Annotated in this window: 8 protein-coding genes and 4 pseudogenes; 5 read left to right on the top strand and 7 right to left on the bottom strand. The window is 69.8% G+C overall.

What is annotated here, in order from left to right; genetic code table 11:
- From ADL12_RS14205 to ADL12_RS14190, 5 genes and pseudogenes are all read right to left on the bottom strand, one after another.
- Nucleotides 1–421, bottom strand: a pseudogene (locus tag ADL12_RS14205) (integrase); the annotation flags it as partial.
- Nucleotides 422–707: 286 nt separating this feature from the next.
- A complete protein-coding gene (locus ADL12_RS14200) occupies nt 708–1,094 on the bottom strand; it encodes an ATP-binding protein (RefSeq protein ID WP_079052038.1) in 387 nt (128 codons plus the stop codon).
- Nucleotides 982–1,590 (bottom strand): annotated as a pseudogene (locus tag ADL12_RS56435) (MEDS domain-containing protein); the annotation flags it as partial. The pseudogene ADL12_RS56435 and the gene ADL12_RS14200, both read right to left, overlap by 113 nt.
- Nucleotides 1,591–1,704: 114 nt before the next feature.
- Nucleotides 1,705–2,289, bottom strand: a pseudogene (locus ADL12_RS50355) (helix-turn-helix domain-containing protein); the annotation flags it as partial.
- Nucleotides 2,219–4,375, bottom strand: a complete 2,157-nt coding sequence (locus ADL12_RS14190) for a SpoIIE family protein phosphatase (RefSeq protein WP_079052037.1) — start codon at nt 4,373–4,375, stop codon at nt 2,219–2,221. The gene ADL12_RS14190 and the pseudogene ADL12_RS50355, both read right to left, overlap by 71 nt.
- 445 nt (nt 4,376–4,820) lie before the next feature.
- On the opposite strand from ADL12_RS14190, the gene ADL12_RS14185 reads away from it, so the two are divergent.
- From ADL12_RS14185 to ADL12_RS14170, 4 genes are all read left to right on the top strand, one after another.
- Entirely contained in the window at nt 4,821–6,479 is a 1,659-nt protein-coding gene (locus tag ADL12_RS14185; RefSeq protein WP_062702227.1) for a PucR family transcriptional regulator, read from the top strand.
- Between the two features lie 244 nt (nt 6,480–6,723).
- Nucleotides 6,724–8,067, top strand: coding sequence for a type III PLP-dependent enzyme domain-containing protein (locus ADL12_RS14180; RefSeq protein WP_062702225.1), 1,344 nt, complete (start codon nt 6,724–6,726; stop codon nt 8,065–8,067).
- A gap of 24 nt (nt 8,068–8,091) precedes the next feature.
- Nucleotides 8,092–8,298: a hypothetical protein gene (locus ADL12_RS14175; protein WP_062702223.1), complete on the top strand. Its 207-nt coding sequence runs from the start codon at nt 8,092–8,094 to the stop codon at nt 8,296–8,298.
- A gap of 817 nt (nt 8,299–9,115) precedes the next feature.
- Nucleotides 9,116–9,319: a hypothetical protein gene (locus ADL12_RS14170; RefSeq protein ID WP_062702221.1), complete on the top strand. Its 204-nt coding sequence runs from the start codon at nt 9,116–9,118 to the stop codon at nt 9,317–9,319.
- A gap of 522 nt (nt 9,320–9,841) precedes the next feature.
- Here ADL12_RS14170 and ADL12_RS14165 read toward each other — a convergent pair.
- On the bottom strand, nt 9,842–10,144 hold the full coding sequence (locus tag ADL12_RS14165; RefSeq protein WP_062702219.1) for a hypothetical protein: 303 nt from the start codon (nt 10,142–10,144) through the stop codon (nt 9,842–9,844).
- A gap of 463 nt (nt 10,145–10,607) precedes the next feature.
- Here ADL12_RS14165 and ADL12_RS50350 point away from each other — a divergent pair.
- Nucleotides 10,608–11,075: pseudogene (locus ADL12_RS50350) on the top strand (CBS domain-containing protein); the annotation flags it as partial.
- A gap of 155 nt (nt 11,076–11,230) precedes the next feature.
- On the opposite strand, the gene ADL12_RS14155 reads toward ADL12_RS50350, so the two are convergent.
- A partial coding sequence (locus ADL12_RS14155; RefSeq protein ID WP_062702216.1) for an ester cyclase occupies nt 11,231–11,819 on the bottom strand: 589 nt, incomplete at its 5' end.

Genomic DNA, 11,819 nt, shown 5'->3' with positions numbered 1-11,819 from the left:
CGCCGACGCGGTGGCCCAGGCGCCGCAGCTCGCCCTGGATACGGGTTGAGCCCCAGGTCGGGTTCTCGCGGGCCTGGCGCAGGATCAGGGCGGTGAGTTCCTCGGAGATCGGCGGGCGGCCGGTCCGTGCGGGTTTCTGCTTCCACTTCCAGCGCAGTAGTCGCCGGTGCCAGGTGAGCAGGGTGCCGGGTGTGAATAGGCGGTGTCGGCGCAGCCGGGAGGGTAGGTGCCGGGCGAGGGCGGCGAGCACTGCGCGGTCCGGCCAGGTCAACCGCGGCCGGGTGCCGAGCCGACGACGCAGCACCGTGTTCTCATGGCGCAGCGCCAGCAGCTCGACGTCCTTGGCATCCTCCGACCGCGACAGCCACAGGAGCAGTCCAAGGAGCCTCAGAAAGACCAGGTAGAGCATGCGCAGTGCCATGGGGTCCGAGCTTGCCGTGATCGCCCGGAGTCGCAAAGTGCCTGGTCAGATACTGTACGTCACTTCTGGAACCCTACAGGCGTCGAGCATGCGCTGTCGGGTGCGGCGAGCTTTCTCGGCGCTGGTCAGTCGCACGGCCACGAGGTCCTGCCTTGTTGATCGCAGATCATGGCGGGCCGGTGCTGGCTGGACTGCTGCCCCTGCCCGGCATCGCCATGGTTCCGGTGTGCGGCTGCCTGTAGGGCGTGCGTACGCCCCGTGCCGGGAATGTGCTGCCCACCGTCGGTCAGCGGCGGAAGTACATCCGCACGGCCGATCCCTCTGGGCCGAACTGCTCGGTCACCAGGTCGCTCAACTGCCGTACGACCCACATGCCGTGCGCCCGTGGCGCACGCGGTTCCGGCGGCAGATGACCGGGGAACGCGGGCGCGCGAGCGCGGCTGCCGGCGTCGGTGACCTCGCAGATGACGTGGTCGGGCTCGCTCCACAGGTGCAGTACGCCGTTGCCTCCGCCGAAGCGGACGGCGTTGACCACCACCTCGTGCACAGCGGTGACCATGTCACGCGTGCGGTTCTCGGGCACCGCGCGGCTGCGGGCGAACTCGGCGACGGCAGCGCGGACGGCGGCCGACTGGTCGCGTGCGAAGGGGACTTGACGGGCCGGATCGGTCATCGCGATCAGCTCGCGTTCGATTTCGTCGCACTCGGCGTAGAAGTCGGCCGGGTCGGCGTACCGGTGGCTGATCAGCAACCCGCGTTCCGACGGCGAGTTCGGGGTGGGTGCGGCGGGCGGTGGCGACGACGTCCTCGGGCAGGACCCGGGTGTCGTACGGGCACAGGATCCAGTGGCCGGAGTCGGCGAAGGCGATGTTCAGCAGGGACTCGTAACGCATCCACTCCCGGGTCTCGAGGTCTGTACGCCCGGTCCAGACGGGTTCGCCGATCACCCGCACCTGGCGGGTGCCGCCCCCGTCGTGCGCGGTGCAGTAATCGTTGTGCTGGCCCAGGGAGTCGACGAACTCGACCTCGCGCGCCGCGTCGCCGAGGGCGTCGCGCAGCAGGCCGATGTTGGCGGCGGCGACCACGGCGAGGACCGCATCGCCCGCCTGCAGGCCGTCGCGTACGTATCCCAGCGTGCCGTCCAGGAACTCCTCGTCTGAGCCGTAGCACAGCGCCTGATGGACGAAGCCGGTGCGCGTCACGGTTCCTCGTGCCCCCTTTCGATCTGCAGGCCGGGGACGGTGTCCCAGCCGGTGACCCGCATGACCCGACGGATGTGCGGGGCCAGGCCCGCGAGCAGCAGGCCCCCGCCGAGAGCGTGCAGGTTCAGGCCGGTGTGCACCAGCTTTCTTGCGCCGGTTGACACCCCACAAGGTGTCGTCGCCGACCGAGTAGCAGCCGTGGAAGTAGCGCACACCGTGGGTGCGGTGGTACGTCGCGGGATGCCGTTCGGGCCGGCCCTGCTCGGCCCAGCATGTGCCGGCAGCGGGCCGGATGCCGAGCGGCCCGAACCCGTCGAACGCGAAGACGCGGTCGGGGAAGCGGTCCAGAACTTGCTCGATGCGGTCGAGCTTGGCGTCGCGCTCGGGGTCAGGCGACTCCTTCCAGGTCTTGGTGCGCTGGAAGGTGACGCCGCGGCGGGCGAGCAGGCCACGTAACGCCTCGCGGCCGATGCGGATGACGCGGCCGTGGACGCGGCGCAGGTAGGCGGCGAGTTTGCGGGCGGCCCAGCGGGTGAAGGGCTGGCCGAGTTTGGTCGGGCGGGTGGTGGCCGTCGCCACGACGAAGTCCTCGTCGTCAGGGCTGAGCAGGCGGGGACGGCCTCCCGCCCACCGAGGGTCCAAGCAGGCCAGGCCGATTTCGTTGAACCAAGGGGCGTGTGCGGGCGATGAGCAGGGCGACGTCGTCGCGGTCTTCGGGGTGCCGGAGGTTGCGGAGGAGCCGGTCGCAGGCTTCTTCCAGAGGGCGGTCGGGGGTGTCGAGGAGGTTCAGGAGGGTGTCGAGGCGTTCGTCGATGGGGTGGTGGCGGGTTTCGACGAGCCCGTCGGTGTACAGGACGAGTTGGTCGCCGGGGGTGAGGTGGAGGGTAGTGGTGTCGAAGGGGATGCCGCCGACGCCGAGGGGGGTGCCGGTGGGCAGGTCGAGCAGCCGGGGGCGGTCACCGCTGTGCATGAGGACGGGGGGCAGGTGGCCGGCGTTGGCGATGTGGCAGGTGGCGTTGTGTGGGTCGTAGGCGGCGTAGAGGCAGGTGGCGATGTAATCCTTCAGGCCGGAGGTGATCGCATCGAGTTGCTCGAGGACCTGGGCGGGGTCGAGGTCGAGGCCGGCGAAGGCCGCGGTGGCGGTGCGTAGACGGCCCATGGCTGCGGCGGCGTCGATGCCGCTGCCCATCACGTCGCCCACGACCAGTGCGGTCTTGTCCCCGCCGAGGGGGAGGACGTCGTACCAGTCGCCGCCGATCTCGTAGGCGGCCTGCGCGGGCAGGTAGCGGGAAGCGACCTGCAGGCCGGGCAGCTCGGGAGGGTGTTCCGGGAGCAGACTGCGCTGCAGCGTCTCGGCGGCGTTGCGGATGCTCTGGTGGGTGCGGGCGTTGTCGATGCAGACCGCGGCGCGGGAGGCCAGCTCGGTGGCGATGGCGAGGTCGTCCTCGTCGAAGGGCCGCGGGGCGCGGGCGCGGGTCAGGCCGAGGAAGCCGAGGGTGGTGCCGCGGGCGGTGAGCGGGACGGCCATGTAGGAGTGCACGCCGGCGCGGGCCAGCAGTGTGGCGGCGTCCTCGTCGCGGGCGATGCGCGTCAGGTCGTTTCCGTCGGCGTGGCGGATAAGGATGGGTCGGCCGGTGCGCACGCATCGGGTGGCCAGGCGGTCGGCGTCGTAGGCGGCGATCTGGCCGGGCGGGTCGGAGGCCCGGTGGGCGTCGGTGGCGTAGGCGGCCTTCACTGCCAGGGCGCGGAAGCGCAGGGGGCCTTGTGTGGGGGCGGGGCGGTGCTCGTCGATGACGGAGTCGAGCACGTCGACGGTGGCCATGTCGGCGAGTGCGGGAACGGTGACGTCGGCCAGCTCGCGGGCTGTCTTTTCGACGTCCAGGGTGGTGCCGATGCGTGCGGAGCCGTCGGCGATCAGGGCCAGGCGCCGCCGCGTCTCGGTGGCCTCGGTGGCCGCCTGATACCGGTCGGTGACGTCCACGACCAGGTCGGCCACCCCGAGAACGTGGCCTTGGGTGTCTTCCAGCCGGTAGAGCGAGATCGACCAGGCGTGCTTGTGTTCCAGGTCGGCCGGGCTGCGGCCGACGATGGTGGACTGGTCGATCAGAGGGATCCCGGTCTTCAGGACCTGCCGCATCGCAGCCTCGGGCACCTCGAACTTCGACTGCTTCATGATCTCGCGGTAGTGGCGGCCCAGGTGCTCCTTCGCGGGGACACCGTGCATGCGCTCCAGGGCGGGGTTGACGGCCACGTAGCGCAGGTCGGTGTCGAGGATCGCGATCCCGATGGGGGACTGGGAGATCAGCCGGGTGGACAGGGCGACGTCCCGCTCCAGCGCGCGGAGTGTGGGGGAGTCGGTGCCGAGCCCAAGGGCGTAGAAGTCGCCGCGATCGTCCAGCAGCCTCATGTTGCGCAGTTCCACCGGCCGTGTGCTGCCGTCCTTGCAGCGGATGGGGAACGTGCCACCCCAGCTCTGGCCGGTCTCCATGACCTCGGCGAACTTCTTGATCACCCAGTCCCAGTGCTCTTCACGGACGAGTAGCTGCGCGGCGTACTGCCCGAGCGCTTCCTGCGCTGTGTAGCCGTACAGCTCCTCGGCCTGCGGGCTCCACAGGACGATCCGGCCGTCGGCGTCCAGCAGCACCGCCGCGACAGCGAGAAGGTCCATCAGCCCGCTCGGCTGCGAGGGGCCATCCTCCCGGCGGGTGCCCGCCCAGTCAAGGTCCGCGGGAGGCCATTCGGCTTCGCTCATCGCGGCACTCCTTCCGCAAGCCGACACGGGCCATCCGCCGAGCTGGGGCGCGGCGCGGCTGCGTCGGCAGGCGCTTGACTTCCATGGTCCCCCTGACCACCGGGCAACACACCTGACAGTACGGTGCCGGCTGGCGTGACGGCCGATGATCTGTCCGCACTCGCCCAACTGCTGCGCGAACATCACGGCGTGGCCGCCTATTTCACGGCTCTGAAGGAGCAACGGTCGGTTCGAGGCGCTCGCCGGGTTCGGGGGGCCGCGCCGACGGGTTCCCATGGTGATCGGCGGCCAGCGCATCGGCTGTTCGCGCCCGGGTTGTGCGACGGTGCGCTGTTGAGTGTGAGGTGGCCTTGTGGTGGTGTACGTCGTTCGGGTGCCACTGACGAGGCCGTGGGGCATGGTCGCTGTCGGTTCCGAACGGCGTGGGAACCAAGGGGGATCGCTGATGGATTCGGACGCGCTGCCGAGCTGGGGTGCCGCTGCGGAGTCGCAGGTGACGTTGGAGCGTTTGCTTTCCGTGGTGGGTGCGGGTGCCCTGGAGTTGCACACGGCTCCTGGCGGTCTGGCGGCGGCTGTCACTGGCGTGAGTGTGCTGGATCCGCTGGAGCCCGGCTTCCGGCCGCGGGAGCTGGTGCTTGCGGTCGGGGTCGATGCGCGGTCGGCCCATGCGGTGGATGTACTGCGGGGAGCGGGCGAGTGGGCCGTTGCGGGGGTGGTCTTCGGGTCTGGCGGGTCTGGGTCGTCCGACGGCGCGCTGCGTACGGCTGCCGAGGAGGCCGGTGTCGCGGTGCTCTTCCGTACCGCGTGGTGCACTTGGGATCAGTTGGTGGGCGTGTTGCGGGCGGGGCTGGCTTCGGCGGGTGTTTCTCCCGGTCCCATGGCGCAGGCCGTTGTGCTCGGGGACCTGGAGCGGCTGGCCGATGCGGTGGCGGCGCTCGCCGGGGGCGCGGTGACGATCGAGGATCCGGAGTTCCGTGTGCTGGCCTACTCCTCGACTGAGGAGGACGTGGATGAGATGCGTCGGCTGACCATCCTCGGCCGCAGGGTTCCGCCGTGGCGTGTCGCCGCTATGCGAGAGGCCGGCTTCTTCCGGGCGTTGTGGGGCGTTGATGTCCTGCATCGGCCGGCCACGGGAGACGGTCCGGAGCGTCTGGTGGCGGCTGTCCGGGCGGGTGGCGAGGTGCTGGGGTCCATTTGGGTGGCTGCGGTCGCGGGTCGGCCTCTGGCTCCGAACGCGTCCGAGGCCCTGCGCTCGGCGGCTCGGGCGGCCGCGCCGCACTTGCTGCACCACAGTACGCGTGGCGCGGACACCCGACTTGTGCAGGACGCGGCCCGTGCGGTGCTGGAAGGGCGTGGTTGCGTCGAGGTGCTGGCAGAGCGTGCCTCGCTGCCGGAGCAGGGTGCCTGTGCCGTCCTCGCGGTGCACGACGGGTCCGGGGGAGGCGATGAAGCTTCACGTCTGCAGGGCATGCTCGCGCTGCACTGCTCCGCGCACGGCCACCAGGCCGTCGTCGTCCCGATGGGCGAAAGGGCTCTGATGGTGCTGGGCTCGCTGGACGCGGACCCGCAGCGGGCCGGCAACCGGCTTGCGGAACTGGGGAGGTCCCTGGCGAGACAGCTCTCGGCCACGAGGAGGACGACCGTGCGCATCGGCCTGGGCGACGTGGTCCAGGGCCTGGCGCGGCTACCCGAATCCCGCCGGTCGGCCGAGTTGGCTCTTGATGCGCTGCTGGTAGCCGGAGGACCGCGGGTTGTCGCGAGCACCGAGGACGTCGCGGAGGCGGTCGGCATCATCAAGGTCATGGACGCGTTGCGGGAGGTGGTCCTGCCACCGCACACCCCGGTGGCACGGCTCGTGGCGTTCGACGCCGAGCACAGCGGGAGTCGCATGGTGGCGACGCTGCGGGCGTACCTCGACCACTTCGGGGACGTGCCCGCTGCCTCCCGCGCCCTGGGTGTGCACCCCAACAGCCTGCGGTACCGGATCCGTCGGATCACCCAGGAGTCACACATCGATCTCGACAGTGCCGACGCCCGGCTGCTCGCCCAGCTTCAACTGCGCCTGCTCGACGACCCCAAGGGCTCTGGGCCGGCTCGGCCGTGACCGCGGGGGCGGTCGGGCTTGTGCTGCCACGATCGCGGTTCCTTGGCCGGCGGCACCATCCGACGGCGTGGTCTTCGTCGCCGCGCACAACGGCCGGAGAGCGCCGCCGGGGGCGTTGCCCTGCCCACGGTCCCCGCGGGCATCTTCTGCCCGTTCCACGAAGACCCCGTCCGGCGGTGGCGGGCAGCCTTGGAGTCCGCCCGGACTCACCGGGCGCTCGGCACACCGATACCAAGGGGGCACCATGACCGACCTCACCGAAGCCGCCGAACGACGTCAGCACATCCTGCGAGCGGCCGTGCGGCAGGGACTCCTTGACCCCGAGCGGTCCGCGCTGGCCGGTTTCGTCGACCTCGAAGGCGTCGCAGAGACGGTCGATGCCCTGCACCGGGCCTTCCCCGGATCGCTCTGCGTCCTCCACGCCTTCGCGGCGAAGGCGAACAGCCTCGTGCCCGTGCTGGCAGAGCTGCGGCGGCACGGCATGGGCTGTGAAGTGGCCACCGGAGGCGAGCTGGACCGGGCCCTGGCGGCGGGCTTCCCGCCGGACCGTATCGTGTTCGACTCACCGGCCAAGACCCGCGCGGAACTGGAACGGGCCCTCGGCCTGGGTGTCACGATCAACGTGGACAACTTCCAGGAACTGTCCCGGATCGACGAGATCCTCGCCGGACGCCCGCCCCGCTCGCGGGTCGGCGTGCGCGTCAACTCCCAGGTGGGCGGCGGGACGATCGCCGCGATGAGCACGGCCACGCAGACCTCGAAGTTCGGCGTTCCGCTGGCGGATCCGGGCAGCCGCGAGTGGCTGCTGCGTGCCTTCGAGGACCATCCCTGGCTGACCTGGGTGCACACGCATGCGGGATCACAGGGCTGCCCGCTGGACCTGATGGCCCAGGGAGTGGCACAGGCCGTGGAATTCGCCGAGGAAGTCAACCGCCACCTCGGGCGACGCCAGGTGGTCGGCATCGACATCGGTGGCGGACTACCCGTCAATTTCGCCAGTGACGAGGTCAGCCCCAGCTACGACACGTACGTGGACCACCTGCGCGAGCACGCGCCCGCACTCTTCTCCGGCGGGTACGAGATCATCACCGAGTTCGGCCGCTCGATCCTGGCCAAGAACGGCTTCACCGCCGCGTACGTCGAATACACCAAGAGCGTGGGCGGACGTCCCATCGCCATCACCCACGCCGGCGTGCAGGTCGCCACGCGCACCGTGTTCCACCCCGACGCCTGGCCACTGCGGATCACCGCACACGACCCGCGTGGCGGAGCGAAACACGACCGCCCCGTCCGGCAGGACATCGCCGGCCCGGCCTGCTTCGCCGGTGACCTGCTGGCGCGCGACCGTGCTCTGCCGCTGCTGGAACCCGGCGACATCGTCGTCCTCCCGGACACCGGCGCGTACTACTTCTCCACGCCGTTCCACTACAACAGCCTGCCCGAACCGGCCGTATACGCGGTCCGCGGCAGGGGGGACGGCCAGATCCGCTTCGAACTCGTCCGTCCCGCACAGGACCCGTACGAGCCGCCGACGCCGGACGGCCGGACCGCGCCCGCCTCCCCGCGCGACGGCCTCGTGCGCCCGTGACAGTCCCTCGCAAGGAGCACCCGGGTGACACGGGAGAACCGCCCGCAGCGGGACGAGAACGGCCCGCTGCTCAGCCAACGCGCCGCCACGGTCTTTCTGCTGGCCGCGCTGGTCGGCATCGGTGCCGCCGTCCTGGCGGCACTGGCCGGAAACGTCTGGCCCCTCGCGGTCAGCGTCGGCAGCGGCGCCAGCGCCATGGCCGTCCTGTTCTTCAACCAAATCATCGATTAAGGGCGTGCGGAGAACCGTCATGCCGTCTTGATCACGGTTGGTCTTCGCCACGACGAGGAAGGCGCTCACGTCGGCTCAGGTCCGGAACCTGAAGGCTGAGCGCCGGATATCCTGTCCCCGCTCGGCCGATAGCGGCTGGACTCGGTGAACGGCGTGAGTCAGTAGCCGAACCCGCCGTCCGGGGGGGGCGACCTGGGGAGGGGGCACCGCCCAGGAGCGCGTTCGGCACCATCACCGCGCGCCGACACCGCGCGTCGCTGACCAGGCCGGCCTACGCCTGCGGTCCGATCTTTGCCAGCCTCCTCTCTGCACGACCACGGTTCCGCCTCTCGATGACGGCCGAACGCCGTTCAGCCGCCGACAGAACAGACGACCGCAAGCGACCGACAATGGTCGGTGCCCCAGGTGGGGCTGGTAGTCCGGCTTCAGTGAATCTGCACATCGAATGCGTAACCGCGGCACGGTATGCGACGGATCCGCACAAGAGTCTGCCGATGATGTTCCGTTGGTGCGGAGTGTCCCGTTCGGAATCGTGAAGGCAATGCGAGTCGCTGCCTGGTGCCGCGCGGCATGTAGAGAAGCTGCCCTTAAGTCGTGTGGGCGCCTGCACGTATGCGTAGCCTGCCCTTTCAATTTCTCGGGTGTGCGCGCCGGTTGATTGGATGCCCGGCGTGCTGCGTGCTTTGATCCTCTGCGCCGCAGGACGCGCGAAGGTCCCGGAATACGGGTGGCGCACGCCTGCGGTCGAGGCCCGCGATCTGTCCCCCCAGCGGGGCCACCCCCCTTGTGGATCATCCATACGAAGGGAAGTCTCCTCATGAACTCCGCTCCCCAGGTTGACACCGTCGAGATCTCCGACGCCGCGCTCGACAACGTCTCCGGCGGCCTCCACGCCCACGTCGTCGCCGGCCCCACGGCGGTCAGCGGCTCGGACGTCCTGGCCCAGGTCGATGCCGTCAAGACCGAGCTCCTGAGCACCGCCGGGCAGTACAACCACGTCAGCGTCAACGCCTCCCTCTGACCGGCAGCCCGACGCCAGTCAGCTAGCCCTTTCCAACCCAACGGTCTGGCTGGTGCGTTGGCGCGAACGGCCCGGGTCGCCCTGGCGTCCCGGGCCGACCCGTGCGATCTGCCGTGCACGCCCCTTCCCCTGCGCCCGGATCGGGTGCATGATCCCTGCTACCCCCCCCACGGAGGACTGCGCACGCAGAGGGGGCGATGTGAGCCTGAAGCGTCACGTCCAGACTTGGGCCACGGCGGTGCGCGCCGGGGACACCACAAGGGACCCGCGCGCTTGGCAGGCGGCCGATCAGCCCAACGCGGTGAACACGACCCAGCCTGCTTCAGCGGCGGGATGCAGTAGGCCGACAGGTGGCGCGAGCCGTCCCCGGACTACTGGCGCGTCCGTGGCTCCTGGGAGCCGGCCTGGGCGAGGTCGCGCTGAGGTGTCGGCAATGGCGCCCCCGGCCTCACTCATCGGTAGGCCGCCCGTGACTGTCCCGAGCGGCCCACCCGTCCTCAACAACGCTCGTGATCAATACACCTAGTGGCCGTGGCCGCCGACGCTGTTGTTGCAGCCCATGGTCGAGCCGATGTGCTTGTCCTGCCCGCCGGCGTTGCCCTCACCGTTGAGCGCGTTGCCCAGCAGGCCGTTGAGGATGCCGACCTGGCCGAGGATGTCGATGTTCAGGTCGTGCGACTTGCAGGAGGAGCTCTGCAGGGCGCTGAACTTGCCGCCGTCCTTGCCGCCGTGACCGCCCTGGTCGGCAGCGGCGGTGCCGACGCCCAGGAGCCCGACGCTGCCGAGAGTTACAACCAGGACGGCAGCCTTCCGAAGCTTGTGCATGTCATCTCCGATGGAGTGAGGTGGGTGCGATCAGCGAGAGATCGACTTCGTACAGTCATGGGACAGTAATATGAAAAAGTCGCAAAATATCCCATAGGCGCGCCGGGGCTGGCGATCTCGCAGCGGAAGCGCTCAGGCAACCACAGTGGGGCGCCGGCCAGCAGTCTCTTGGTGTGCTCAGACGGATGGCGATTTGGATGCGCTTGGACAACTACACCTCCGGTGGCGCATGCTGAGTCGCCGTCAGACCGTCCCGACCCGCGAGACATGATCAGCGCCCGACCAGCGGCGGGCCCGTACGGAGAAGGTGTAGTTGCATAGGGCCAGGGTGGTCCCGACGGAGGTGGTGGTAACGGACTCCCCGTCGGCAGGAACCTTGATCCGGTGAACCGGCCGGCTGGGCGGATCCGGGCGTCACGCACCGACATGTCCGGAGCCTGCCCTCGGTCCACACCGCGAGTAGCTCACCCCCCTCGCGGCGCGGTCCCAGCGGATCGGCCTGATCAGCGAGACGGACTCGGAACTGCTGAGGCGTTCACTGGCCGAGCCTGAGACCCTGGTACGGGTACTGCGGCTCCCGGCCGCCGAGATCACCTCGGTCGACGGCGGCGCAGATGCTGACGAGATCCTGTGACTGGGTGCCGACAGCGGCCGCACACGGCTCCTGGCCTGCGAGCACAGCACCGTCCTCGGCTCGGTCCACACCCGTGACGCCCTGGTGGTCCGCGCCCAGCGACGGACCACCAGCGCCCGCTCCCTGGTCCGCCCGGTGCCCGAACTGACCGAGGACGCCACGGTCGCCGACGCCATCGGCCTGCTGCGTCGGCGCCGCGCCTCGCTCGCCGTGGTCCGCGACAGCTCGGGCCGCCTCACCGGCATGGAGAGCTTGGACGAGCTGCTGGCCCGCAACCTGCAACCGCAGGCGGTATAACCGCCCCGCAGTCGAGAGCCCCGGCTTACCCGGGGCTCTCGCGCACGTTAAGGAGTCGCATACCGTCTGCTCACTGCTCACTGCTCACTGCTCACTGCTCACTGCCGCGCGCACAGCGTCAGTGAGCAGACGGTGACGACCGATCCTGGTCTTCGTCAGACCTCCACGGCCCCCAGTTGCCGCAGCAAGCCGAGTTCGTCCCAGTTCCACCAGCTCTCGGCGATCTTGCCGCCCTGGCAGCGGAACGTGGCGTGCCCGGTTCCTGTGACGTCCCGGTTGGTGGGCTCCATCCCCTGGTAGGTGCCGGTGTGTTGGCCCTGGAAGGTGATCCGGCAGGTCACCAGGTCGCCCTCAGCGATCATGCTCTCCAGCGTGAGCCGGAAGTCGAAGGCGTTAAGGATCTCGCCGTTCTCCCGCTTGGCCTGGGCGAGATCCACGTCGTAGGAGGACAGGGCGGGGTCGTGCTCCCGGTAATCGCCGGTGCACAGCTCGTCGGCCAGGTCGAGGTTCTTGGCGTTGATGACCTCGCCGAAGAAGCGGCGGACGATCATCTTGTTGAGCTGTTCGTCCCGTACGACGTCGAGGTCCGTAAAGGAAGGCGTCTCGTCGCAGGCGGCGACCAGTTCCTCGAAGATGCGGTTGGTCTCGGGGAGGTTGGAGTTCTTCATGGCCTCTTCGTAGGACGGGAACTCCACGATCTCGACGACATGGGTGGAGTCCGAGCGGTCCTGCCCGACGATCGAG

It is taken from the genome of Streptomyces regalis (assembly GCF_001509475.1).
Lineage (GTDB): Bacteria > Actinomycetota > Actinomycetes > Streptomycetales > Streptomycetaceae > Streptomyces > Streptomyces regalis.
Note: the sequence above shows the minus strand (reverse complement) of the source record. Positions and strands in the feature narration are given on the sequence as shown.